Origin of the sequence: Azospirillum thiophilum (assembly GCF_001305595.1) — a bacterium.
Taxonomy (GTDB): Bacteria; Pseudomonadota; Alphaproteobacteria; order Azospirillales; family Azospirillaceae; genus Azospirillum; species Azospirillum thiophilum.
In genome coordinates, this window is the sequence record NZ_CP012401.1 from 702,646 (window position 1) to 726,660 (window position 24,015).

A 24,015-nucleotide genomic window follows, 5' to 3' on the forward strand; every position below is an offset into this window, starting at 1 on the left:
GGTCTCCCGGCTCGGTGGTCGGAGAGAAGGGAAAGCAAGCCTCGTGCCAGCGCTCGCCCCCTGTCCGGAGCGGAATCCCGCCGCTCCGGGGACCGATTCCGGGCTGCCGGACCGCCGCACCCGGAATCCGATTCCCCCGCGGGAGAGGGCTGGTGGCGGCACCGGGCAAGAACTGCCGGGTCGGCCCGGCGCTTCCTGCCCCGCCCTCCCCTTTGCAGGCTTGCGGCTCAGAACATGTGGCCGCTGCGTTCCGCCTTGGTGCGGAGATAGGCGTCGTTGTGGCCGTTGGCCGGGAAGACATGGGCGACCCGCTCCACCACGGCGATGCCGCAGCGGGCGAGCTGGCGCAGCTTCTCCGGATTGTTGGTCATCAGCCGCACGGCGGGGAAGCCGAGCTGCCGCAGCATTTCCGCCGCCGGCAGATAGACCCGCTCGTCGGCCTCGAAGCCCAGGATCTCGTTGGCGTCGACGGTGTCGAAGCCGCTGTCCTGGATGCGGTAGGCGCGCAGCTTGTTGACCAGCCCGATGCCGCGCCCCTCCTGCGCCAGATACAGCAGCACGCCGCTGCCGTGGCGGGCGATCTCTGCGATGGCCCCGCGCAGCTGGTCGCCGCAATCGCAGCGCAGGGATCCCAGCAGGTCGCCGGTGAAGCATTCGGAATGCAGGCGGGTCAGCACCGGCTGCTCCGGATCGGGGTCGCCGATGACGATGGCCAGATGCTCCGGCCCGCCGTCGGCCGGGCGGAAGGCATGGATGCGCGTGTTCTCCGATCCCACCAGCGGCACCCGTGCGTCGGCGACCAGGCGCAGAGTGCGCACGACATGGACACGGTAGTCGGCGACGTCGGCGGCCCGCACCAGCAGCAGGTCATGCTCGGCCGCCCACTCCGCGGCATTGGCGGCCGCGGTACTGGCGGCACCGGCGTCCGCAGCGGGCGGCAGGTCGGCGGTGATGGCGGCGGGCAGCAGGCGGGCCAGCCGGGCAAGGTCGACCGCGGTGGCCTCGCGGCTGCCGGGGCAGGCTTCCGCCGCGGTCAGGCCGGCGGGCAGCCTGCCTTGCGCCAGCGGATGCTGTTCGGGATCGGCCAGCGCGTGGGCCTGATCGGCGCTCAGCCCGCCGGGCCGGTCGAGCGCCATCGCGCCGAAGCCTTCGCCCAGGGAGCCGTCGGAGGAACCGTCGCCGGACGCCGGGGCCGGGCGTGCATCGGCCAGCCCCAGCACCATCGCCCGGCGGCGGGTGACGACCAGCCGCGGCGAACCGCCGGTCAGCGCCTTCAGCCGTTCCACCGCGTCGAGCGCCACCGACTCCACCGAAACCGCGGCGCCGACGGTGCCGTCGGCGGTCTCGATCGCCACGACCTCGCCCCGGCGCAACGCGGCCAGCGCCCGGTCGACGGCGCGCACGGCCGCCTCGTCGATGGGCGCCGTACCGGATGCGGCAGTGGCTGCAGCAGTGGCTGCGGCACCGGATGCGGAAGAGGCCGCGGGCGCGGACGGAATGGCGGTGGCGGAGGAAGGGCGTTCGGCGTGCATCGTCAGCGGCTTTACGTAGCGGGAGCGCCTCATCCGGCGCAGGAACGGGACATGGTGCGGTCGGCGGGCGAAGCAAAGCGCAGGTGGCGCGCCCCTGTCCAGCGATTCCCGCGCGCCACACCGTTGCCGGCGGCGCAACGATCCCGCCGGCCGGCCTGTTCCGGAGAAAGCGCGGCCATGTCAGGATGCCGCCCGACAGCACCCGCCCCATCATTCGGGAGAGTACCACCCGTGACGACCGATGCCGTGAAGACCCAACCCCAGCCCGGCCTGCCCCAGCCCGGCCACCCTAGGCCCGGCCACCCTAGGCCCGGCCTTCATGTGGCGATGCCGGCGGATCTTCCCGCCGACTCCTATGGCCGCCGCATGGTCGAGGCGCTGCGCGCCGCTGGGGCCGGCATGACCATCCACGCCCTGCCCGGCCCGCATCCGCGGGTCGACCCGTCGGCGATCCTGGCCGCCGACGTCGCGCTGGCCCGGCTGCCCGACGGTGCGACGGTGCTGCTGGACGGCAACGCGCTGTTCAATCTGGCCGCCAGCCTGCCCGCCGACCACCGCCGCCTGCGCCTGTCGGCCCTGGTGGAGCGGCTGCATTGGAGCGATCCGGCGCTGGCTGCCGACGAGGCGGCGGTGCGCCACAACCTGGAACAGGGGGTGCTGTCGCTGATGCGCCGCATCGTCGTGCCGGACGGCGCGACCGCCGGGGCGGTGCAGGCGCTGGGGATGCGGCCCGACCGGCTGGTGCTCGCCGCGGCGGACGGCGAGGGAGCGGCGGCGCTGCTGGCCGCGCTGTCGATGGAATAGCGGCAGCATCGGGTGGACGGGCGGCCACAAGCCATCACGACAATCCGGCGGCGCCATGCTACTAAGGCCCGGCCCCGCCGCCGGGGCCCCCGCTTCCCGTTCCGTGCCGCACGACCCATGACCTCCGCAAAGCGCATCCTCCTGGTCGATGACGACACCGCCCTGCGCCAGTCCCTGGCGGAGCAGCTCCGGCTGCTGGAGGAGTATGAGACGGAGGAGGCCGGGGACGGCGCCGCGGCGCTGGCGGCGGCGCGGGCTGCTGCCGCGGCAGGGACCGGCTTTTCCGCCATCCTGCTGGATGTCGGGCTGCCGGACATGGACGGGCGCGACGTCTGCAAGCTGCTGCGGCGCGAGGGCGTGCGCTGCCCCGTCGTCATGCTGACCGCGTCGGCCAGCGACGCCGACACCATCCTGGGGCTGGAATCCGGCGCCAACGACTATGTGGCCAAGCCCTTCCGGCTTGGGGTGCTGATCGCCCGGCTGCGCGCCCAGCTGCGCCAGTTCGAGCAGAGCGAGGACGCCGTCTTCGCCATCGGCCCCTACAGCTTCCGCCCCGGCGCCAAGCTGCTGCTGGACGAGGCCGCCAACCGCAGGATCCGCCTGACCGAGAAGGAAACGGCGATCCTGAAATACCTGTACCGGGCCGGCGATCTGGTGGTCGGGCGCGAGACCCTGCTGGGGGAGGTCTGGGGCTACAACGCCGCAGTCACCACCCACACGCTGGAAACCCACGTCTACCGCCTGCGCCAGAAGATCGAGGCCGACCCGTCCAACGCCCGCATCCTGGTGACCGAGCCCGGCGGCTACCGGCTGGTGCCCTGACCGTCGACTGCCGACCGGCGCCTGCCGATCAGCGCCTGCCGGTCAGCGCCGGCCACAGGGGGCCAGGTCCCGGCGGCTCCCGCGTTCGGCGATGGTCACCTCGCCGGCGAAGCCCAGCCAGCGGCGGCGCTCCCCTGCCGGCGGCCCGCCGGGCCGCCCCCGCATGGTCCCGGCGCCGGAGCCGCCTGTAGCCAACCCGCTGGCGGAGGGGCCGATCCAGAGCCCGCGCCCGCGCGACACCACCGGCAGCAGCCGCAGCTTGCGCCCGACGATCGCCAGCCGCCGGCGCCAGTGGGTCACGTCATGGGCCGAGACGCCGACGCGGCGCGCGATCTCGCGGTCGGACAGCAGCGCGCTGCCCGGATCCTGCAACAGCTCCAGCACGGTGCGCCGCTTGTCGGTGTCGGCATGGCGGGAGTGCTTGCGCTCCAGCGCCTTGCCCATGTCCCACAGCTTTTCCGCCGTCTCGCGCGCCAGGGTGCGCCAGCGGTCGGCCTCCTCGCGCTGGCGGTCGGCATCGCCCGCCGCCTTGTCGAGCTGGCGGCGCAGGGTGGCGAGTTCGAGTTCCAGATCCCTCACCTGCCGGCGCAGGCCGCGGACCAGCTCGTCGGGCGGCGGCGGCGGGGCGGGGGCGCCGGGCGGTTCGGCGGCCGGCGGCTCCGGCGCCGGGAATACGGGGGCGCGGGCGCGCTCCGCCAGGTCGCGGAAGGACAGGCCGGCACGGGACAGCATGATGCGGGCGGCGCGCAACGCGGACAGCGCCTCGCCCTGATGCTCCGACTCGGCCATGGCGAGGACTTTGGCGAGCTTGTCAGGATCCATCCGCGTCGGGTTCCGCCGGAGCCGGTCCCCACCGGCGCGGGGACCATTGCAGGTCATGCCGCGCACTGCGCGACCAGGCTCAACCTACCACATCTTATGGGTTTGGACAGATGCCCTTCGTGGGCTGGCCGGTCGGGATGCACCCTGATCGGACGGCGACGACCTGCCCGAAGGGATTCGCCCGATACGGTCGGCCGGGATTTGGTTTTGCCTAGACTTGGGCAAGCGGGGCCGCCACGATGGCGCCGTCATGACCGTTCCCCCTTCGAACAATGCCGCCCCCCCGCCCGCCCGGAAAGAGGCCGGCGGCGCATCGCCCTTCACCGTCCGCTTCTGGGGCGTGCGCGGCAGCATCGCCTCGCCGGGGCCGTCGACCATCCGCTATGGCGGCAACACCGCCTGCATCGAGGTGCGCTGCGGCGGCGCCCACATCGTCTTCGATTGCGGCACCGGCATCCGTCCGCTGGGCGAGGCGCTGGTGCGGGACGGTAGGCCGGTGGACATCGACCTGCTGCTGACCCACAGCCATTTGGACCACATCTGCGGCCTGCCCTTCTTCGCGCCGGCCTTCGACCCGGCCAGCCGGCTGCGGCTGTGGGCCGGGCATCTGCCTCCGGAGCGGCCCTTCCGCACCGTGCTGTCCGACATGATGACGGCGCCGCTGTTCCCGGTCCCGGTGGAGATCTTCCGGGCCGACTGCCAGTACCGCGACTTCCAGGCCGGCCAGACGCTGGAGCCGGTGCCGGGGGTGACGGTGCGCACCTGCCGCCTGAACCATCCCGACGGCGCCACCGGCTACCGGGTGGAGCATGGCGGCCGCAGCCTGTGCGTCCTGACCGACACCGAGCATCCGGCCGAAGGCCGCGACCCTGCGATCCTGGAGCTGCTGCGCGGCGCCGACGCCATGGTGTATGACAGCACCTACACCGACGCCGAATATCCCTCGCGCGTCGGCTGGGGCCATTCGACCTGGCAGGAATGCCTGCGGCTGGCGGACGCCGCCGCCGTCGGCCGCGCGGTGGTCTTCCACCACGACCCGGCCCGCACCGACGAGGAGCTGGACGTCATCGCCGCCGAGGCCGAGGCGATGCGCCCCGGATCGCTGGTCGCCCGCGAAGGGATGGAACTGTCGTTGTAGGCGCCCCCGCCCCCATATCCGTCCCGGCAGTTGAATCCAAAATCCGACTTCCCCCAGCCAAAAGCACTTGTGCGTGTCGATTGCGCCACAGGTTGCTTTGTCACACTGGCCTCGTGTGACAATCTTGGTATTAGATCGGCGTGCAACCCCGTCTCGATTGGGGCGGGCGGGGTCCCGTTGGCGTGCGAAGCTCGGGGGGAAAAGCGATGCGCATGACCGGTCGTGCCGTGTGGAGTCTCGCCGTGCTGACCCTCGCCACGCAGCTGGCCGGCTGCGCCACCACCGGGCCGCTGGACAGCGCCGGGCTGGACGGCGAACCCCGCTCGGTGGTGCTGCACCACCCCGCCAGCGGCGAGACGGCGTCCGTCACCTACTGGCGCCCCAGTGGCGGCCCGGATGGCGGTTACGACCCGGCGGCGATGCGCGAGATCGCCGTGCTGTTCCGCGACCGCCGCAGCGACGAGACGATCCCGATCGATCCGGCCCTGGTCGACATGCTGGTGGAACTGCGCCGCCGCGTCGGCGCGCCGCCCGAGTCGCCGATCCGCATCACCTCGGGCTACCGGTCGGGCGCCACCAACGCCGGCCTTGCCCGCAGCAACCCGAACGTGGCCGAGAACTCCTACCACATGCGCGGACAGGCCGCGGACTTCTCCATCGCCGGCGTCCCGCCGGCCCGTCTGGCGGAGGAGGCGGCGGCGATGCAGCGCGGCGGCTACGCGATGTACGCCCACACCGGCCATGTCCATGTCGACACCGGCCCGTTCCGGACCTGGACGCCCAAGACCGGCGAGCCGCGCGCCCCGCAGATCCTGGAGGCGCAGGCCCGTGCCCGCGCCCGGGAGCGGATGCTCGCCCAGGCCCAGGAGAAGACCCAGGCCAAGGGCCAGGGGAAGGCAGTGGCAAGTACGGGGCCGAAACCGGGGGCGAAATCCACGGCGAAGGCGCCGACCCAGGTCGCCGACGCGGCGGCCAAGCCGGCCAAGACACCGGCCAAGGCACCGCCGCCGGACCTGCCGCGCGTCCGGGTGGTGCTGGCCCAGTTGAAGGACATGCCGGCCCAGAAGCCGGCGAAGCGCTGAGGCAGCCGTCCCGCATGACCACCCTGCTGATCCTCCGCCACGGACCGACCGCCTGGAACGCCGAAGGGCGCATCCAGGGCAGCATCGACGAGCCGCTGTCCGACGCCGGCCGCGCCCGGGTCGCCCGCTACCGCCTGCCGCCCGGGTCGGCCGATCTGCGCTGGTTCGCCAGCCCGAAGCGCCGGGCATGGGAAACCGCTGCCCTGCTCGGCCTCGCCCCGACGCCGGACCCCCGGATCGTCGAGATGGACTGGGGTGAGTGGGAAGGGTTGCGTATCGAGGAATTGCGCGCCGACGGCCGCATGCCCGACCGGCATGACCGGCTCGGCCTCGATTTCAAGGCCCCCGGCGGCGAGAGCCCGCGCGAGGTACAGGCCCGCCTGCGCTCCTGGCTGGCCGATGTCGCCATGGACGGCCGCCCGGCCGGTGCCGTCGCCCACAACGGCATCCTGCGCGCGCTCTATGCGCTGGCCACCGGATGGGACATGCGAGACGCCCCGGGCGACGATCTCGTCAACGGCTGCGCCCACCTGTTCCGGCTGGCCGCCGACGGCACGCCGGCGGTGGTTCGGATGAACATCGGCCTGCTGGAATAAGGCTGCGGGAACAGGGGGCGTTGCGCCCCCTCCCCCGTCAGACATCCAGGTCGACGATCACCGGCACATGGTCCGATGGCTTGGGCTCCCAGCCGCGGGCATCGCGCAGCACCTTGACGCCCTGCAGCGCGCCTTCCAGCGGCGGCGTCACCCAGACATGGTCCAGGCGCCGGCCGCGGTTGGAGGCGGCCCAGTCCTTCGCGCGGTAGCTCCACCACGTATAGAGCTTCTCCTCGGGCGGGACGAAGCGGCGCATGGCGTCGACCCAGCCGGCGGAGGCCTGCATCGCCGCCAGCCGTTCCACCTCGACCGGGGTGTGGGAGACGACCGACAGCAGCTCCTTGTGGCTCCAGACATCCTGTTCCAGCGGCGCGATGTTCAGGTCGCCGACCAGCACCATCGGGCGGTCGGGCGACCGCTCGGTGCCCAGCCAGCGGGTCATCTCGTCGAGGAACTGGAGCTTGTGGGCGAACTTGTCGTTCACCGCCGGGTCGGGGATGTCGCCGCCGGCCGGGATGTAGACGCAATGCAGCTCGATCCCGCCCGGCAGATGGGCGAGCGCGTGGCGGCAGTCCTGCTTGCCGCACCAATGCTGCACGTCATGCGACGTGAAGGGCAGGCGCGACAGGATGGCGACGCCGTTGTAGCTCTTCATCCCGTGGATGTGGGCGTGGACATAGCCGCGCTCCGCCAGCGGCGCCAACGGGAAGTCGGCGTCGACCACCTTGGTTTCCTGCAGGCAGATCACGTCCGGCCGCTCCTCCTCCATCAGGCGGAGGAGGAGGTCCAGACGCATGCGGACCGAATTGATGTTCCAGGTCGCGATGCGCATGCCGGCGGCTCAGGCGATGGTCAGGGTGATGGTGCCGACGCCCTCGACCGCGCCGGTCAGCACGTCGCCGGACACCACCGGGCCGACGCCTTCCGGCGTGCCGGTGTAGATCAGGTCGCCCGGCTGCAGCTCGACCAGCCCGGACAGGTAGGAGATCGTCTCCGCCACCGACCAGATCAGGTCGGACAGGTCGCCCTTCTGCCGCGGCTCGCCGTTCACCTGCAGCGTGACCGCTCCCTTGGCCGGGTGGCCGAGGTCGGCGACGGTGCGGATGGCGCTGCACGGGGCCGACTGGTCGAAGCCCTTGCCCATGTCCCAGGGCTTGCCTTCCTTCTTGGCGGCGTTCTGCAGGTCGCGCCGGGTCATGTCCAGGCCGACGGCATAGCCGAACACATGGTCGAGCGCGCTCTCGACCGCGATGTCGCGCCCGCCGGTGCCGATGGCCACGACCAGCTCGATCTCGTGGTGGAGATTGGCGGTCCGGGGCGGATAGGGGATGGTGGCGCCGTCGGCGACGATGGCGTCGGCCGGCTTCATGAAGAAGAACGGCGGCTCGCGGTCGGGATCGGCACCCATCTCGCGGGCATGGGCGGCATAGTTGCGGCCAACGCAATAGATGCGGCGCACCGGGAACGGATCGCCGCCCGCGACGGGGACGGCCGGCTGGGACCACAGGGGAATGGCGAAGGCCATGGCATCGGCTTTCTGGTTGGGCTTGAGACGTCCCGAACAGCTAACCCGAAAGCGGGCTACCGACCAAGCGCCCAACCATCCGCCCTGCCCTGCAAGGTGCCCCGCCATCCCGGCCAGACAGCCGGCGAGTCGCGGGCCCGGCCCGAAGCCGGCCCGAATCCGGCCCGGGGCCGCGGCAGGGCCCGGACACGAAGACGCCCGGTCTGGGGGGGACCGGGCGCCGGAAGCTCCGATTCGGGAACCCGCCTGCGGCAGGGGAAACCGCTCGGCGGGCGATCGGCGTCAAATCGGCGTCGACCACTTCTTGACTCTTCAAGATGGAATTTGTATGGCCTCCAACCAATACGTTTGGCGCATATCTGGTATGCACAGCCTATTGCATGTGCGGTTCTTGCTGACAAACGAATGGCTTGCCCGCATTTTATCCGTTCATCCGAAAATTCATCCAAAATGTGGCATCCACGGTGACTGACAACGAGCGTTCCACTCCCGCCGACCGGCGGTCGCGTCTGCGGCCCGGGAAGAACGGCAAGCTTGCTCTCGGCCCTCTTCCTGAACTCGTGGGTTACAACCTGCGCAAGGCTCAGGTCGCGGTGTTCCAGAGCTTCCAGACTGCGGTCGCTCCGCACGACATCACGCCCGGCCAGTTCGGCGTGCTGATCATGATCCGGGAGAACGAGGGGCTGTCCCAGTCCGACCTCGGCACGGCGGTCGGCATCGACCGGTCGACCATGGTCGCGGTGATCGACCGGCTCGAGTCGCGCGGCCTCGTCGTCCGCGCGCCCTCGCCGAACGACCGCCGGTCCTATGCGCTGCGGCTGTCGCCGGAAGGCCAGTCGCTGATGGACGACCTGATCCCGCGCGTCCAGGCCCACGACCAGGGCATGGTCAAGGATCTGTCTCCGGAGGAGCAGGTCCAGTTCATCGACTTCCTGCGCCGGGTGTCGCGGGCGAAGTAAGGCCCGGCCTTACCGCCACGCTCCAGGCACCGCGGACGACTGACAGCCCGCCCCGCACCGGCAGACGCCGGATGCGGGGCGGGCTTTTCTATTGTGGCGTCCGGACCGGAAAGTCGGGACGCAAATGTCAGGGCGAGGAGCCCGACGGTGCGGAGCCGCCGGTGGGCCAGGTGGAAAGCGCCTGCTCGGCAACGGCCTCCAGCTGGTCGCGGCTGAAGCCGGCCTTGGCCTGCACCGCCATGCCGTGGGAGACGGCCATCACGAAGGCCGCGAGGGCGTCGGCCTTGGCGCTCGCCGGCAGGTCGCCCTCGGCCTTCGCCTGCTCGAAGCGCTCGCGCAGCTGTGCCTCGCCGGTCGCGCGGAATTCGATCAGCGCTTGCCGCACGGCTTCCGCCTCGTCCGATCCCGCCAGGACACCGTTGATCCCGAGACATCCGGTGTGGCTCGGATAGCGGGTGTTGAGATCGGCCGCGCCGTACAGGATGTGCGCCGCGACGTGCCTTGCGGTGGGAAGCTTCATCGCCTGCGGGATGAAGTCCAGATAGCGCTCGTAGTAGCGGTCCAGGGCCCGGCGGAACAGCGCTTCCTTGTTGCCGAACGCGGAATAGAGCGCCGGCCGCTCGACCCCTGTCGCCTCCGTCAGGTCGGCGTAGGACGCCCCCTCGTAGCCCTTGCGCCAGAAGACGCACAGGGCGGCGTCCAGCGCCTTCTCCACGTCGAATTCGCGATGGCGTCCCATCAGCCCACCCCCGACCTTTTCATAATGACCGTTATTAAACCAGTTGACAGCCTTCTGTCCATATTTCATAACGATCGTTATCGTAACATGCGTTATGAAATCATCGCCACCTAAGGCGATCTGGCGGCGCCCCGAGGGCGCAAAGGCCCGATGGCACAAAGGCCTGGCACAACGGAAGGACCACTCATGTCGACCATTTTGAAGGGCAAGGTCGCGCTCGTCACCGGCGGCTCGCGCGGGCTCGGCGCCGCCGCCGCGCTGGCGCTTGCCGACCAGGGGGCGGATGTCGCGATCAGCTACGTGGCGTCGGCCGAAAAGGCCGAAGCGGTGGTCGAGGCGCTGAAGGCGAAGGGCGTGCGCGCCCTTGCGATCCGGAGCGACCAGGCCGACATGGCGGCGGCCAGGCCGCTGGTCGACGCGGTGGTCGCGCATTTCGGCACGCTCGACATCCTCGTCGCCAACGCGGCGATCGCGGTGCAGGGCAGGACGGTCGACGACCCCGACCTCGACACGGTCAATCTAGACCGCCAGTGGCAGATCAACGTGATGGGCACGGTGGCGACCACGCGCGCGGCGGCGGCGGTACTGCCGGACGGCGGCCGGATCGTCTTCATCGGCTCCCTCCTGGGCAGCCGCGTCCCGTTCGCCGGCGTCGCCGACTATTCGGGAACCAAGGCGGCCATCGCCGGATATGCGAGGGGCGTCGCCCGCGATCTCGGCGGACGCAACATCACGGTCAACGTCGTCCAGCCCGGCATCATGCCGACGGACATGGCGGCGGCGGTTCGCGACAATCTCCCCGACGCGATCATGGACCTGCACCCCATCCGCCGGATCGCGACGCTCGAGGAGGTGTCGGCCCTCGTCTGTTTCCTGGCGGGGCCGAACGCCGGCTACATGACCGGCGGCGTGATCGACGTGGCCGGCGGCCTGTAGGCCCGATACCCCGATACCGGGGTCGGAAGGTCCCGGCGTCCGACCCCGGCAGGACGGGCGGCCAATCGGCTGGACAATGTCCGGCACCTCCATCAGGGTCGGCCGGGAGAACTTTTCCACCCCCGGTCGGACGAAGCCCCATGGGTCGAACAGGCTCGGCAACCGCCATTCTGGCGGCGGTGCTCTTCGGCGTCAGCACGCCGCTGGCGAAGCTGCTGGTCCATGACCTGTCGCCCTGGATGCTGGCGGGGCTGCTGTATCTCGGCTCCGGGATCGGGCTGGGGCTGGTTCGGCTGACCCGTGGGCTGACGGCTCCGCAGCATGGGCGGAGCGAACGGAGCCTCCATGGCACCGAGTGGCCCTGGCTGCTGGCCGCCGTCTTCGCCGGGGGGATCGCCGGACCGGTGCTGCTGATGTTCGGCCTGACGGCGACCTCGGCATCGACCGCCTCGCTGCTGCTCAATCTGGAAGGGGTGTTTACCGCCCTGCTGGCGTGGTTCGTCTTCCGGGAAGGCGTCGACCGGCGGCTCGTCGCCGGCATGGTCGCCATCGTCGCGGGGGCGGTCGTGCTCTCCTGGGGCGGAGCGGTGGACATCGCCGGAGGATGGGGGCCGGCCGCGGTCGCCACCGCGTGCCTGATGTGGGCGGTGGACAACAACCTGACCCGCAAGGTGTCGCTGGCCGATCCGGTGGACATCGCCGCGATCAAGGGTCTGGTCGCCGGCGGCGTCAATGTCGGGATCGCCCTGGCCCTTGGCGCCGGCCTGCCCGCCGTGCCGACGATGATCGCGGCCATGCTGGTCGGGCTGCTGGGCTACGGCATCAGCCTCGTGCTGTTCGTGGTCGCCCTGCGGCATCTCGGCACCGCCAGGACCGGGGCGTATTTCTCGACGGCCCCCTTCGTCGGCGGCATCGTCTCCCTCTTTATGTTCGGGGAGCCGCTGACGGCCGGGCTGGCCGCCGCGGCGGTCCTGATGGGACTGGGCGTCTGGCTGCACCTGACCGAGGACCACGACCATGAGCATGTTCACGAGGAGGTCGAGCACGATCACCCGCACATGCATGACGAGCACCACCGGCACGCCCATGACGGCCCGGTGACCGAGCCGCACACCCACAAGCATCGTCATGGGCGTCTGCGGCACCGGCACGCCCATTTCCCCGATGCCCACCACGTCCACACACATTGAGGCACGGACCGGACGAACCGCGGCGGGCGGCAAGCCCGCTCGCGGTCAACGCCGTTGCCTGCCGCACCCGGTCTGATAGAGTGCCGCCGCCTTGCACAGCTTTGAAGGGGCGTTGGGCTCGCGATGGCCATTCCAGATTTCCAGACCCTGATGCTCCCCGTCCTGAAGACCGCATCCGGGGGTGGCGAGGTCCGCATCGGCGATGTGGTGGACCTGCTTGCCGACGCGTTCACCTTGACCGACGAGGAGCGGGCCCAGCTTCTGCCGTCGGGCCGGCAGACGACCTTCGCCAACCGGGTCCATTGGGCGAAGAGCTACCTCAATAAGGCCGGGTTGGTCGAAATGGCCCGGCGGGCTCACTTCCGCATCACTCCGGAGGGCCGGAGCGTGCTGAAGTCGCCGCCGGAGAAGATCACCATCCGATTCCTGGAGCAATTCCAGAGCTTCAAAGGTTTCCGCGACGGCGAGGCCGGAACGGCCGAGGCTGCCGAAATCGCCGAAGCCGTGCTGCCGGTTGCCGACAACCCGCTCACCCCCGACGAGGTGATGCGGCAGGCCCATGCCCGAATCGAGGCGTCGCTGGCCGACGAGATCCTCCTGCGGGTGCGGTCCGGCACGCCCGCCTTCTTCGAGAAGACGGTGGTCCGCCTGCTGATCACCATGGGCTATGGCGGGTCGGTCACGGAACTCGACAAGGCCCTGGTCGGCAAATCGGGCGACGACGGTGTGGACGGCATCATCGACCAGGACCCGCTCGGACTGGACCGGGTCTATGTCCAGGCCAAGCGCTACGCCGACGGCAACACCGTCGGGGCGGGGGCGATCCGCGACTTCTTCGGCAGCCTGAACCTGTTCAAGGCGACCAAGGGGCTGTTCGTCACCACCTCCGCCTTCACCGCCTCGGCCAGGGAGACGGCGGACCGGCTCGGCACCCGCATCGTGCTGATCGACGGCATCCAACTGGCCAGGCTGATGATCCGCCACGAGGTCGGGTGCAGGATCGAGGAGACCCTGCACATCAAGCGGGTGGACGAGGATTTCTTCGAGTAGCAGGGGCGCGGAGCCACCGGCGGGCCATCCGGTCCGCCGGGCCGTCGCTTCGGCCCATGGCTTGGATCGGATCGAGTAAAATCGGAATCGATTTGAAGCGTGAATCCGATTGCCAGACAAAGGGCGGAAGGTTCCTGCGTTTCATGACAACCGCATCGAACCCCAAAATAAAAAGCGGGCCGAAAGCCGTTCCCGGCTACGCCCGCTACCACTCTACAGAACTTTTATGCCCCTCCGCGGGAGGGTGAAATTGGTGGAGCCGAGGAGGGTCATGCGGGCACCGGGTCAGGTCTGTCCGGTGACATTGTCCAGCACCGGCTTTTGGCGGTCGAGTGGTTCCAGAACGGCATGGTCAGCGGCACGCCCAGGGCGGCAAATGAGGCCGTCATACCTCGTTGCGGCAACCAGCCGGAGTGATCGGATCGTTACCGATCCCGCTGTTGGCCTCGCCGGCATGGCCGCCAGCGTTCCTCACCCTTACCGGCGGATCTGATCCAGGATCGCCTGGACTTCTGGGGTGAGCGGTGCCTCCCTGGCCAGCCGGATCTCAAGCTGTCGGCGTGCCTCGGCGTCAACGAACTTCGGTGTCGTCATGAATGCAAAGCGGGGGTTCGCCTCGGCCCTGGTCCGGCCGTTCAGGTAGACCTCCTGCCGGATCTCCAGGAACAATCGGTCCTCGTCGGTTCGGACGGTCATGTGGGCGGGGTTGATGCAGGTCTTCATCCCGCAGGTCATGCGAATCTGCGGTCGCCCGACCATGTTGGAGTTGAGACGGTTTCCGTAGGCCGCTTCGAAGGCTACGGGGCGAACGCATACACGTTCGCCGTTGATCTTCAGCACCGGGTAGCCGTTCTTGTCCACTCTTCCTTTCCAGATCCGGCATCCTGTATTGAGGTCGTCCTCACTGTGCATTTCCAGCCGTTCGTGGATTGGGCGTGCATTACCCATTGGTCCTCGCTCTTCTCCTCCTTCATTTTTACCACCCGGCCTTTTCGGAACGCAAAATTCCCGGCGAGCCTTCCTGGTGATGGGGCGGCTCATCCTGGCCCCCGGTTTCCCTGGTCTCCGCGATCCAGGCCGGGCACCCATCCTGGCCCTGGGCTCGGCCGATGCCCACCTCGCCAGCCCGGTCTGAACGGCAGCGACCCGCCGGACAGCCGGGCCATACCGGCCCTGACGCAAGCTCGGGCACGGCGGTTCCGACCCATCCAGATCCGGCGAAGCACTCCGGTGCCGGCCGGAGCGGGCCGAGCGGCAGCGAGGGCCGCGAAGGTCGGCACCTCGTGGTCGCGACGCAGGAGCGGCCACGACCGTGTTTCCCCGAAGCCGCTGGCATGGCCGAATTCCCCACGGCGACGCAGTCGGCAACGAGGCCCGGCACGGCGGGAGACGAGGGCGAAGCCCGAGACTCACGCCGGGAGGGCCGGTGTTAGGTTCGATCATCTCGTTTTGACCGGGGCAGAGGCGGGGGAGCGTTCTCCTCCTCCTGGAGGAGAAGGTTTTCCCCCCCTTTGACCTGGGCAGAACGGGAGGATTGGTGCCTCTAAGTAGGGAAAGAAGGTTTTCCCCCCCTGGGGCCAGACCGTCAGGCCCAGCCGTCGCAGAGTCGCTCCAGGACCTCCTGGGTCGCACACCCCGCCCGCACCACGATGCGGTCGATGCCGTCCACCTGGGCGTCCAGGATCACGACACCGGCGTCACCCGGCTCGAAGAAGGAGCGGAACCGGACCCAGTTCGAGCCATCCAGGACCAGGATGGCGACATGGTCGTGGGGATGCTGGGATCGGGGACTGCGGTTGAAATAGACCTCGCTGGCCTTCATGGCGGGACCTCGGATTGGCTGGTTGTCGGCTGGCCCCGTGACGGGCTCCGGGTATTTACCGGCCGGGTTCCGGACGGCCGTCCCGCCCGTCCAGGACGGCCTGGATCGCCGGGGCCACGCCGCTCCGCCATCGGCATCGGCATCGCGATGAAAAGGCGTCTGCCCGGAACTTTTAATTTCGACTTCCCGATTCGGAGTCAGGTAGCCAGGACCTCAGCGAGGTCACAGGGCCTCCACATACGAAGGGAAAGCAAAAATGGAACTGGCTACCGTCAAAATCCGCTGGGCGGACGGAACTCAACAGAAGATCTGGGTGATCCTTGGGCATTCGAACTACGAACATACCGGACCGGTGAGCCATGAGGTGGTTGCCGATCTGGTCATTTCGGTTGCTCGGGCGTCCTTGATTGCCGAGAGCCACCTGCCTGGACAAGAAGCCGTTCGGGACCTTTTGGCATCGCATCTGACCGCTTGGAAGAATCAGCCGGACGTGCCGGTCGAACCGATCTATGTCGGGTCTATCGGCATTGAGGTCGAGTTTCCGGGCAACCGCTCGCGGTCTGATGCACCTTACGGACCTGTCGTGGGAACGGCGGCGTGGTTCAGGGCATTGCGGATGCCTTCGCTTCCCGCAACGCCCTGAACACCGACGACCGGCTGATGCCGAGCCGGATGGCGATCTCGGCCGGCAGCACGCCGGCCCGGCGGAGTTCGATCACTTCGGCGAACCGCCGCCGGGCCGTCGGGGCTCGGCCGCGGTACTTGCCCTGGGCCTTGGCCGCGGCGATGCCGACCCGCTGCCGCTCCAGCAAGAGCCGCCGCTCGAACGCCGCCACCGCCACGACGATCTCAGCCACCATCCGGCCGGTGGGGCTGGAGGTGTCGATCCCGAGGTCCAAGACGCGGATCGCCGCTCCCTTCCGCTCCAGCCGGTCAAACACCTCGCAGAAGTGGGCGGTGGACCGGCACAGGCGATCCAGGCGGGTGACGATCAGCGTGTCGCCCTCCCTGAGGAAGTCCAGGCAGGACGCAAGCTGGGGCCGGTCTCCCACGGCCGACGCCTGCTCGGCGAAGACCTTCTCGACGCCGAGCCGCTTCAGGTGCTCGATCTGGTCCTCGAAGCCGGCGACCTGATCATGGGTGGATGTGCGGGCGTAGCCGACCAGCATGGCGTCCTCGGTTCCTGACAACTCAAGGACCCAGTGAACCATGGGTTCCAAAACTGTCAAATCCGGCCCCGGTGGCACTCAGGCCCGCTGGGTAGCACCGGCAGGGCCATGTGGGATTACATGGCGGCTGCCCCCTCGACCATGCTATGCCGGGGGGGTAGACCCAAGCGTCAGAGCTTCAGGATTCGACCAAGCCGGGCTGGTGCTTTCCCAGTGTTCTCCACCCTGCCGTTCTCTCATTCCATACTGAGCCCAATCCCAGCCCGCATCCTGAGCCGTTCTTGACCCCGACCTGGGCCGTACCCCCGATCCGCTCTTCCCGTCAGCCGACGCCTCGCCGACCGACCCGAACGGAACATGCCCCCGGTACACCGGGCCGGGACGTTCGCCGTCCAGGACGCCATGGCCCGGTCCTGGAACAGTGGAATTTCGATTTCCACCCGCCCGGCCGCTACACTGCCCGCATGCCACGCAGTTTCCCCGACAACCCGCTGGCCCGGATCGCGGCCACACGCGGCGTTTCGGAGCCGACCATCCGCCGACAGGCCAAGGCCGATGGATGGAACAGTCATAGGATGATGGTGAAGTCGCGGGACGGGGTGATTGCTCCGGTTCACCGAGGGGGGACATGACCGAACCCCCTTGCGGCATTGGGCGTATTGATCACGCGATCCCCAACTGCTGTTCTGGGCCGTTTCCGGACAAGGCTCGACCCTTGTACAACTGCTGTTATGCTGTCGCTCCCGACCGATCCCAGAGGAAGTTCATGAATACCCAGACCGCAATTGTCGTGTCGGCCGCCATTCTGGGCGGCTCCGTCCTGTATGGACTTGTCGGCCGCCCACCATCCAACGTCGGTCAGTTCCAGATGGTCAAGGCCGGGGACACGTCGGTTTGGGTCTTGGATTCGGCAACCGGCTCCCTTCAGGTCTGCGGGTACTCCACCCATACTCCCACGGCGGAGAGGCCAGCCATCAAACGCTGTTTCATGGTCGAACGGGATCGGTACCTGACCGATGCGGAGGTGGGGATCACGCCGCCTGAACCGCCAAGAGGGAAATAGGGCCTGTACCGTTCTGGATTCCAGCGGCCCAGGCCCACCATTCCTACTTGGTCTTGACGACCCGGCGGTTAACCGACCACACGCCGACCATGCATCCCAGCTTGCCCCCGTCAACCACGACGGGGAGACCCGGCCGACAGATCAGACCCGCCACATCGGCCGCGGAAAAGATTCCGAGGTTCACGGACACCCAGCTTTCCGACCCGCATTGTTCCATTGCATCGGAAAGCTTGGGCTGAAGATCCATCAAGTTGGAGGCGTCCTGAATCACCTCGCAGACGGGACGCTGAACTTTTGATTGCGGCGGTCCCAGTTGAGCCTGGGCCGGACCGGACAGCAGAGCCACCAGAGCAGCCCCGACGATTACCACGCGGTTCATGGTCAATTCCTCTTCATGCCGGCCTGGGCCAGCGGATCAGGCTGTATTGCACAATCGACCGCCGATGCACCACAACGTCATAAAGGACGCGGTCAGGATGGCCTTAGGGTTGCACGGCCGAGCGTATCTTCTGGTCTTTTTCCGGCCACCCGCCGGACCTGATCCACGACCACGTGGAACCCCAGCATGGTAGCCAATCCCCTCTCGACCGCGACCCGAACTACCAAGCAGAACCTCCTGGCCGTGGCCTCGGTGGTGATCCTGGTCAAGGTGTTCGATGTCTCCGTGGAGCAGATCGCCGTCGGCGGGGTGGCCCTGACGTTCGACTGGGGGCGTGATGTTCGCCCTGGGGCGGTCGGGGCTGAACGCTGTCGGCCGCAAGCTGCCGGAGGTCGCCAATGTCCGGAAAGTTGTCGTTCAGGGAGCGACCCGAACAACAGGAAAGCAGCGGGGCCAGAAGCCCAGCCCCATCCGTTCCACCGTTAGCGTCGTCCTGCGGCTCGGCGGGGCCGTCGATCACCCCGTCACCCTGATCCAGACCTTGGCCCGCTGGGGGCTGGTGCTCCGCAAAGCCCACGAGGTCGTCACCCGGCTGGTCGCCGGGGAGAAGCTGCCTGTCCTGCTGGCGGACGCTCCGGAGCCGGCCGAGGTGGTCTCCACGCTAGAGCGGCTGGGTGTCGCGGTGGGCTTCCCGCATCCGCCGGTCTCCATCGACGTGAAGGCGATCCGGGCCAAACTCGGGGTGACCCAGAAGGAGTTCGCGGTCCAGTTCCGCTTCGATGTCGATTCGGTGCAGAACTGGGAACAGGGTCGCTACCAACCCGATTCCCCGACCCGCATCCTTTTGAAGGTGATCGAGCAGCACCCTGAGGCCGTCGAGGACGTGCTGGGATAGGGTCTCAGGCCGAGGTAGGCACGGTTAGGAGAAGGTCGCAGCCTCAATGTACTCTCTCGTCGTCGTGCCGCGGTTCGGTTCGGTGGGCCTGAAGCTGGCGTTTCCGTCGTTCACCCTCCATCCATTCCCGAAGGTTTCGGTATTGCTCGGACTGGCGTGTACCGGCCGGGTATCGGGTGTTCGACTGGTAAAGCAGGGTCGCACACGCCCGGCACCGATGGTTGAAGCAGTCGTCAGCGACCTTTTCCAGCCAGATGTCGCCGCCCCCGCAGGCGTAACAGGCGACCGTGCCCTCGCAGCAGCAGTCCGGATGGTTGTCCTTGTACTCGGCGAGTCCATTGCCATTCCCGAAGCGTGCAACCTCCTGGCTTCGAACGGCGGCTTTCAGGACCTTCGTGAGGACGTAGAGGAACAAACCGAAGAAAGCCACAGGAAGGATGAGGAACATTTGACGTGTGTCCGTCCGGGTCATCGACTGCCAAAATCGCGGCCGAACTTTCGCACAAGTGCAACGGCATGCTGGAACGGAGCTTCAAACACCTCCCGTGATCTTCTACCGTTCCCGCCGACCAAACCCTCAGCCCGACCATGCCGCCTCTTGAGAACTCCATGGGCCATTCGCTCGGCCTTTTCGGCATTCCAAATCCTTTGGGCGAATGCAATCCGCCACCGGTCTGAGCCCGCGTACGAACCGAGACAAAGCTCTTCGCCATGTTGCCTTGGATGATCTGAGATTCCAACCTTCACGCGATTTGGGTGATCAATAGAAACCGCAACATACAGAAAGCGTGGCCTGTATCCCATCGACGCCCCCAAGGTGAGAAAATCATGGTACGTGAACTTCCGGGGCGTGTGCAACCATGCCACAGGGAAGACCCGCTGCCGTAACGGGGCTGCGGTCTTCGCCGTGGCGGCCCTGATGAATGGCAGACTGAGCCGCGACACTGCTGGGCGGCATGCCGGTGGGCACGACCCAATGTCCAGGAGCAGAACCGCTTCTGGAGTTGTGTCGTAAGTTGAGAGCGGCTTCTGTTCATGCTATCCGGAGAGGATGCTGCATGCGGAACACTCAATCGGAAACGAAAATGCCCCGGCTCGCTCTTCCCGCGGTTCTGGCCGCGACGCTGATGATCTCTGCCTGCCAGACCAGCAACGGCGGGGGCGGAATCCTCGCGAACACTGATCCGGCCCTCGCGTTAGCCAACTCCAACGACGTGGTGTCCTTCGCCAAGGTCCGGTTCGTCGATCACACGACCGGCCTCAGCAAGGTGATGGGCAGTGCCAACGAGCTAAAAGGGCAAACGTACCAACGTGTTCAGAAGGACGTGGCCTCGGCGGCTGGCGGGATCGCGGCCTTCCATCGGGATTTCGCCGCCTTCTGTGCTAAACAGAACGGCCGCTACGCCTACGGGATCTGTGCCGCGGGTGACCGCATCTTGTTCATCGCTGACATTTTCTCGACCCAGAGCAAGCGGAGTCCATCGCCGGTGCACGATTTCGTAGGCGTCGATCTCTTCGCCAACACGGGGGCGAACAACGAAGCCTTCCTGGCTGAAGTTTCCCCTCTGTCGTCCACGCTGAAGCCGATCCGGTTTGCCCAGCCGAAGGCCAAGGCGGCCCAGGAGTTGATCGCCCAATACGACGCCCTGACCGCCCAGATGACGGGGTCGCCGAACCTTTCCCGCCTCGTCGAGACGGAGCGGCAACAGATTGCCAAGGCCGTGCACGATGCCGTGACGAACCCGGAGGGCCGCTCAGGCTGGCTCATGGTGGAGGCCGTTGGCGGCAATGTCCGGGCGGGCGAGCGATACAATCGCGGGGGCAATAACTGCCGCGATGTGACCATCCAGCGTGTCGTGGACAAGACTCCCAGCTTCACGGGTGACCTCACCGCCATCGTGAGCGGTGCGAAGGACGTGAACAACTGGACGATCAAGCACACGGTCTGTCAGCCTGCATCCAGCGACTTGACGGGGTGGCAGATAACCGCCTGATGAGAGGAGGCAGCGTGTATTTGCTGGAACGCTGACCGGTTCTTGGTTCAACCCGATGTATTACTCCTCAGAGGGCGGCATGGACTTCCCCCCGTTGGCTTTGAATTCTTCAACTCCTAAAGCCGTTACGAATATTATAGAGGAATTTTGCCGGAGCATTGCTCCGGCACCTCCCGTGTTCGTGCCGGTTGTCCCAGAACCCACCGCTGTCGTCAGCGAGTGCTTTCCGAACGTTGCCGCGAAGGTCGAAAGAGATGGCGGGGAGATCGCCTACGGCTGGAGCATCTGGGAATGGCCGGAGGTGTTCATCGAAGCGGAGCACCACGCTGTCTGGAGATCCCCAACGGGCGATCTGATCGATGTGACGCCCCGACCCGAAAGAGAAAAGAAGGTCCTGTTCGTTCCTGATCCGGAGACGGTTTATGATTGGGAGAGCAATCGACGGATTGACAACAGAAGACTTGCCATCGCTGACGACCCATATCTTCGTGAATTTCTCGAAAATGCCGCCGAAATGGCGGCATTTATGGAAAGAAAATCTGTGGGATTGACAGTCTCGTTCAATCCAGCCGAACTGTTTCCTCTCGCATCCCGCCAGCAGGTGCTCTTGAACTACCTAGCAGAGCGGTATGGCAAAAAGGGCCGAGGGCAGAATCAAAGACGTGTCGGTCGGAATGACCCATGCCCGTGTGGGAGTGGCAAAAAATTCAAAAAATGCCACGGAAACGACTGAGGGTGGTCGCACCTAGGCGGTAGGGATGACATGGCTGAGGCGGCCCAGCAGGACGTGGACCTGACCGGCCGACCAGTCCTGGCCGCGAGTGCTCCGGATGCCGCGGCGGTTGAGTTCGCGGGCAATTCCCCGCCGGCTTGTTACGCCGTCGGCCTGAATGGCGGCGATTACGTCGCGGAGATCCGCTGCACGCTTGGCGGCCTGGGCCGCAACGGCCGCCGCTCCGCGTTGCCGTCCTTCGTCCTGTCCTTTCAGATTGGCGGGGTTGCCCAGCTTGGTGCCGCGGGCTTTCGCTGCGGCTAGGGCAAGGCGGGTTCGTTCGGAAATCGCCTTCCTCTCGGCTTCTGCGACAGCGGCCAGAATGTGAACGGTCAACTCGTTGATGGCCGGGTTGTCCACGCTGACGAACTGGACGCCATCAGCCATCAAGCGGGTCACGAAGGCGATGTTCCTGCTGAGTCGGTCCAACCGGGCAATCAGCAAAACCGCATTGTAAATCCGGCAAGCCCGCAACGCCTGCCCAAGACCCTCACGGTCGTCCCGCTTGCCGGTCTCGATGTCCTGGTGTTCGGCGACGAGAGTGTCATCGTCGCGGAGGAACCGCTGGACGGCGGCCCGTTGGGCGTCCAGGCCGAGACCGCTGCGACCCTGGTCTCGCGTGCTCACCCGATAATACGCCACGTATCGCATGTCACAACCCATTAAACCGTCGTTCACTGAACTCGAACATCCCACGGTTCCGAGAACTGTCAACTCACGCCGGTGCGGATTGCGGGATGACGGTGGTCGATGACATCCGGGCGGCCGTCGGTCAGGACCGCCTGATGGGGACGCCGGCACCGTAGGTATTGTTACCAGCCTGGGCGATGGCGATCAGCTTCATCACCATGACCTCTCGGGGCACCTCCTGGAGCCGTGGCAGGGCCGCCTCCAGGCCGGGCGGCAGGTAGATGTCCGCCGTGACCACCATCCAGATAGTCTCCTGGTCGGCCGGCGACAGATCGAGTCGGGGCTGCCGCAACGCCGTCAGAAGGCCCGCGAGGGCCGCCCTGGACCAGGGCGGGAAATCCTCCCAGCGATCCGGGGCTTCATCGCCCGGTGGCTGCTCCAGGTGCTGCTGGAGCAGCCACATCGCCGGGCAGGTCCACGTCGGGTTCGTCCCCCGCTCGACCGGTCCGCGGTTGTCCCCCGACTGGGCTCTGGCGTCGGCTGCTGCGAACAACGGCAGCGGTTCGGCACCGAGTGCCCGGATCTGCCACAGGGCTTCCCGCCGCCCCAGCCAGATGGACTGCCACGCGTCGGCGTGCATGAGCCGCTCCAGGGCGGGCACACCGAAGCCGACCTCCCCGCCGCCTGACCATTCTACGGGGATCATCAGCCTGTCGCTCATCACCCCCATGCGGCCTTCCGGCACCGTCGGGAATTTTGACTTGAGCGATTCCACCCACGTAGGCTCGGGATCAACAATCCAACCACACTGACCGACGTGAGAAAAAACAATGAGCTTTGCAAGCTGGTCGCGATGCTTCCCCCTGATGAACATCGGTGTCTGTGGATGAGGCCGAGAATTCCATCATGGTCAGCCTCGCCGTTGTCACATATGTCGGACCGGATCTGTTCGGATTAGAGACCGTTGCTCCAATTCTGACCCATTCAACCGCTTGAAATTCAAATCCGGAATTTTGACTTCAGCGTTTCCGAGCCTGTAGAGCTTCTGTCAGGGCCAACGTCAAAATAGCCAAAGAGACAAGCAAATGAACGCCTACCGAATTCTCGGTGAAAACGTCCCACCGATTGTTGCCGAGCGGATCTCCAGCCTGCTGTTCAATGCCGTGACGGATCTCGTCGTGAACAACGACGCCATTGATCTCGACTTCCAGATCCTGTCCATGCTGGCCGAGGAAATGGCCAGTCCAAGCTAACCTCTATCCTCAATACAGTGAAACTCTCTCTTCATGCGTATACAAGGATGTCACCAATGAACATCGATACCTGCATCAGTGCTTCGGAGCTTCTGGCTCAGAAATTCGCAGCCGGATTCTCCTTCCGTCTCTATTCCGAGGTTAAGCTGTCCTACCGATTTACTCTTGGGGAGAACGATGAAGCCATTTCGTGCGATCTTCTCGTCGACATTTCCCCTTGTCCGTGGAACCCAACGGATGCTCATTGGGTGCAGTTCGATGTGGATGGCTGCGGAATTGAGGTTGAAGTTGACGCAGGCGGTGCCTCTCTGCTTCCCGTTCATGAAGATGAGAAGCAGAGCTTCAATAAAGCTATTGAGAATATTGACTGGGACGACTTCCAGCGAAACTGCTCCATTCAGTACTGCTCCATTCAGTATGTCTAAGTCTTTCTCAGATGGATGAATGCTGGGGTGTTTCGCTATCAAAGCGAAACCTGCATGGCCGGCAGCGATCCGGCCGGCAGATGGTGGAGCAGCGAGGCAAGCTCGTCATGGTCAATGCAGTCCACAAGGCCGTTGACAGCGGCCTCTGGCAGAGCCCAATCGAGGCTGCCGCCAGGGGGGGTACAGGGGCGACATCGCCCCACAGGTGCATCGGATGCTCGTCTTCTGCAAGTCGAGGCCGATCCGGACGCTACCGTCGGTCCCGGCGAGATGCTGGTCCACGGTCAGCCGGACTGTGATCGTGGGCGACGTACCAACCAGCGACACTACGCCGAACCTCTCGGTGCGGTCCCTCACGATTGGGGACGGCGACCAGTCGGTGGACACTCCTCCGACAGGCACCTGAGGAATGACTGCG

At 66.9% G+C, this 24,015-nt stretch carries 29 protein-coding genes; 16 read left to right on the forward strand and 13 right to left on the reverse strand.

Translation table 11 applies throughout. The features are described from left to right. Nucleotides 1-227: 227 nt before the first annotated feature. Nucleotides 228-1,532, reverse strand: a complete 1,305-nt coding sequence (gene ribA, locus AL072_RS03145) for a GTP cyclohydrolase II (RefSeq protein ID WP_082108878.1) — start codon at nt 1,530-1,532, stop codon at nt 228-230. A gap of 231 nt (nt 1,533-1,763) precedes the next feature. On the opposite strand from ribA, the gene AL072_RS03150 reads away from it, so the two are divergent. Together AL072_RS03150 and AL072_RS03155 are read left to right on the forward strand one after the other, a co-directional pair. After that, nucleotides 1,764-2,336 carry a glycosyl transferase gene (locus AL072_RS03150; protein ID WP_245636737.1) on the forward strand — a complete coding sequence of 191 codons (573 nt, stop codon included), beginning with the start codon at nt 1,764-1,766 and terminating at the stop codon, nt 2,334-2,336. 117 nt (nt 2,337-2,453) lie between these two features. Continuing rightward, a complete protein-coding gene (locus AL072_RS03155; protein WP_045581550.1) occupies nt 2,454-3,158 on the forward strand; it encodes a response regulator transcription factor in 705 nt (234 codons plus the stop codon). A 42-nt stretch (nt 3,159-3,200) separates the two neighbouring features. Here AL072_RS03155 and AL072_RS03160 read toward each other — a convergent pair whose 3' ends face one another. Beyond that, the gene (locus AL072_RS03160) at nt 3,201-3,980 is read right to left on the reverse strand and encodes a hypothetical protein (RefSeq protein WP_045581549.1); all 780 of its coding nucleotides are present in this window, start codon (nt 3,978-3,980) and stop codon (nt 3,201-3,203) included. Between the two features lie 250 nt (nt 3,981-4,230). On the opposite strand from AL072_RS03160, the gene AL072_RS03165 reads away from it, so the two are divergent. From AL072_RS03165 to AL072_RS03175, 3 genes are all read left to right on the forward strand, one after another. Continuing rightward, nucleotides 4,231-5,118, forward strand: coding sequence for an MBL fold metallo-hydrolase (locus AL072_RS03165; protein WP_045581548.1), 888 nt, complete (start codon nt 4,231-4,233; stop codon nt 5,116-5,118). Nucleotides 5,119-5,330: 212 nt separating this feature from the next. Next, nucleotides 5,331-6,200, forward strand: a complete 870-nt coding sequence (locus tag AL072_RS03170; protein ID WP_245636738.1) for a YcbK family protein — start codon at nt 5,331-5,333, stop codon at nt 6,198-6,200. 14 nt (nt 6,201-6,214) lie between these two features. Then, nucleotides 6,215-6,796, forward strand: a complete 582-nt coding sequence (locus tag AL072_RS03175; protein ID WP_045581546.1) for a histidine phosphatase family protein — start codon at nt 6,215-6,217, stop codon at nt 6,794-6,796. A gap of 37 nt (nt 6,797-6,833) precedes the next feature. Here AL072_RS03175 and xth read toward each other — a convergent pair whose 3' ends face one another. Together xth and AL072_RS03185 are read right to left on the reverse strand one after the other, a co-directional pair. Beyond that, nucleotides 6,834-7,628 (reverse strand): exodeoxyribonuclease III, encoded by a 795-nt coding sequence (xth, locus tag AL072_RS03180; protein ID WP_045581545.1) that lies wholly within the window; start codon nt 7,626-7,628, stop codon nt 6,834-6,836. A 9-nt stretch (nt 7,629-7,637) separates the two neighbouring features. Continuing rightward, nucleotides 7,638-8,321 carry a fumarylacetoacetate hydrolase family protein gene (locus tag AL072_RS03185; RefSeq protein WP_045581544.1) on the reverse strand — a complete coding sequence of 228 codons (684 nt, stop codon included), beginning with the start codon at nt 8,319-8,321 and terminating at the stop codon, nt 7,638-7,640. 560 nt (nt 8,322-8,881) lie between these two features. Between AL072_RS03185 and AL072_RS03190 the strand changes: the two genes are divergently transcribed. After that, nucleotides 8,882-9,280, forward strand: a complete 399-nt coding sequence (locus AL072_RS03190) for a MarR family winged helix-turn-helix transcriptional regulator (RefSeq protein WP_245636739.1) — start codon at nt 8,882-8,884, stop codon at nt 9,278-9,280. Between the two features lie 127 nt (nt 9,281-9,407). Here the strand turns inward: AL072_RS03190 and AL072_RS03195 are convergent, their stop codons facing one another. Continuing rightward, on the reverse strand, nt 9,408-10,019 hold the full coding sequence (locus tag AL072_RS03195; protein WP_045581543.1) for a TetR/AcrR family transcriptional regulator: 612 nt from the start codon (nt 10,017-10,019) through the stop codon (nt 9,408-9,410). Between the two features lie 186 nt (nt 10,020-10,205). Here AL072_RS03195 and AL072_RS03200 point away from each other — a divergent pair, with 186 nt between their 5' ends. From AL072_RS03200 to AL072_RS03210, 3 genes are all read left to right on the forward strand, one after another. Continuing rightward, on the forward strand, nt 10,206-10,955 hold the full coding sequence (locus AL072_RS03200; RefSeq protein WP_045581542.1) for an SDR family NAD(P)-dependent oxidoreductase: 750 nt from the start codon (nt 10,206-10,208) through the stop codon (nt 10,953-10,955). 140 nt (nt 10,956-11,095) lie between these two features. Then, entirely contained in the window at nt 11,096-12,145 is a 1,050-nt protein-coding gene (locus tag AL072_RS03205) for a DMT family transporter (protein ID WP_045581541.1), read from the forward strand. A 123-nt stretch (nt 12,146-12,268) separates the two neighbouring features. Further along, on the forward strand, nt 12,269-13,195 hold the full coding sequence (locus tag AL072_RS03210) for a restriction endonuclease (protein ID WP_045581540.1): 927 nt from the start codon (nt 12,269-12,271) through the stop codon (nt 13,193-13,195). A 477-nt stretch (nt 13,196-13,672) separates the two neighbouring features. Here AL072_RS03210 and AL072_RS03215 read toward each other — a convergent pair whose 3' ends face one another. Continuing rightward, a complete protein-coding gene (locus AL072_RS03215) occupies nt 13,673-14,056 on the reverse strand; it encodes a hypothetical protein (protein WP_045581515.1) in 384 nt (127 codons plus the stop codon). 724 nt (nt 14,057-14,780) lie between these two features. Next, nucleotides 14,781-15,017, reverse strand: coding sequence for a hypothetical protein (locus AL072_RS03220; protein ID WP_045581516.1), 237 nt, complete (start codon nt 15,015-15,017; stop codon nt 14,781-14,783). Nucleotides 15,018-15,273: 256 nt separating this feature from the next. Between AL072_RS03220 and AL072_RS34120 the strand changes: the two genes are divergently transcribed. Further along, nucleotides 15,274-15,660 (forward strand): hypothetical protein, encoded by a 387-nt coding sequence (locus AL072_RS34120; protein ID WP_144428130.1) that lies wholly within the window; start codon nt 15,274-15,276, stop codon nt 15,658-15,660. Here AL072_RS34120 and AL072_RS03225 read toward each other — a convergent pair. Then, a complete protein-coding gene (locus AL072_RS03225; RefSeq protein ID WP_307420799.1) occupies nt 15,620-16,228 on the reverse strand; it encodes a recombinase family protein in 609 nt (202 codons plus the stop codon). The two genes, AL072_RS34120 and AL072_RS03225, sit on opposite strands and share 41 nt — an antisense overlap. A gap of 724 nt (nt 16,229-16,952) precedes the next feature. Between AL072_RS03225 and AL072_RS03230 the strand changes: the two genes are divergently transcribed. Continuing rightward, nucleotides 16,953-17,249, forward strand: coding sequence for a hypothetical protein (locus AL072_RS03230; RefSeq protein WP_045581539.1), 297 nt, complete (start codon nt 16,953-16,955; stop codon nt 17,247-17,249). Nucleotides 17,250-17,292: 43 nt separating this feature from the next. Here the strand turns inward: AL072_RS03230 and AL072_RS03235 are convergent, their stop codons facing one another. Next, on the reverse strand, nt 17,293-17,628 hold the full coding sequence (locus AL072_RS03235) for a hypothetical protein (protein ID WP_045581538.1): 336 nt from the start codon (nt 17,626-17,628) through the stop codon (nt 17,293-17,295). Nucleotides 17,629-17,962: 334 nt separating this feature from the next. Here AL072_RS03235 and AL072_RS03240 point away from each other — a divergent pair, with 334 nt between their 5' ends. Next, the gene (locus tag AL072_RS03240) at nt 17,963-18,523 is read left to right on the forward strand and encodes a helix-turn-helix domain-containing protein (protein WP_144428131.1); all 561 of its coding nucleotides are present in this window, start codon (nt 17,963-17,965) and stop codon (nt 18,521-18,523) included. 43 nt (nt 18,524-18,566) lie between these two features. On the opposite strand, the gene AL072_RS03245 is transcribed toward AL072_RS03240, so the two are convergent. Both AL072_RS03245 and AL072_RS36200 read right to left on the reverse strand, forming a co-directional pair. Then, nucleotides 18,567-18,971: a hypothetical protein gene (locus AL072_RS03245; protein ID WP_045581537.1), complete on the reverse strand. Its 405-nt coding sequence runs from the start codon at nt 18,969-18,971 to the stop codon at nt 18,567-18,569. Between the two features lie 20 nt (nt 18,972-18,991). Next, the gene (locus AL072_RS36200; protein WP_144428132.1) at nt 18,992-19,327 is read right to left on the reverse strand and encodes a GIY-YIG nuclease family protein; all 336 of its coding nucleotides are present in this window, start codon (nt 19,325-19,327) and stop codon (nt 18,992-18,994) included. A gap of 281 nt (nt 19,328-19,608) precedes the next feature. On the opposite strand from AL072_RS36200, the gene AL072_RS03250 reads away from it, so the two are divergent. Together AL072_RS03250 and AL072_RS35495 are read left to right on the forward strand one after the other, a co-directional pair. Next, complete coding sequence (locus AL072_RS03250) at nt 19,609-20,517, forward strand: hypothetical protein (protein ID WP_045581536.1); 909 nt, start codon at nt 19,609-19,611, stop codon at nt 20,515-20,517. A 79-nt stretch (nt 20,518-20,596) separates the two neighbouring features. After that, complete coding sequence (locus AL072_RS35495; RefSeq protein ID WP_158511038.1) at nt 20,597-21,250, forward strand: SEC-C metal-binding domain-containing protein; 654 nt, start codon at nt 20,597-20,599, stop codon at nt 21,248-21,250. 12 nt (nt 21,251-21,262) lie between these two features. Here the strand turns inward: AL072_RS35495 and AL072_RS03255 are convergent, their stop codons facing one another. Further along, nucleotides 21,263-21,916, reverse strand: a complete 654-nt coding sequence (locus AL072_RS03255) for a recombinase family protein (protein WP_245636740.1) — start codon at nt 21,914-21,916, stop codon at nt 21,263-21,265. A 145-nt stretch (nt 21,917-22,061) separates the two neighbouring features. Continuing rightward, nucleotides 22,062-22,694 carry a hypothetical protein gene (locus AL072_RS03260; RefSeq protein WP_144428134.1) on the reverse strand — a complete coding sequence of 211 codons (633 nt, stop codon included), beginning with the start codon at nt 22,692-22,694 and terminating at the stop codon, nt 22,062-22,064. A gap of 310 nt (nt 22,695-23,004) precedes the next feature. Here AL072_RS03260 and AL072_RS34835 point away from each other — a divergent pair, with 310 nt between their 5' ends. Next, nucleotides 23,005-23,172, forward strand: a complete 168-nt coding sequence (locus tag AL072_RS34835; protein ID WP_158511039.1) for a hypothetical protein — start codon at nt 23,005-23,007, stop codon at nt 23,170-23,172. A gap of 56 nt (nt 23,173-23,228) precedes the next feature. After that, nucleotides 23,229-23,597, forward strand: coding sequence for a hypothetical protein (locus tag AL072_RS03265; RefSeq protein WP_045581533.1), 369 nt, complete (start codon nt 23,229-23,231; stop codon nt 23,595-23,597). Nucleotides 23,598-24,015 lie beyond the last annotated feature (418 nt).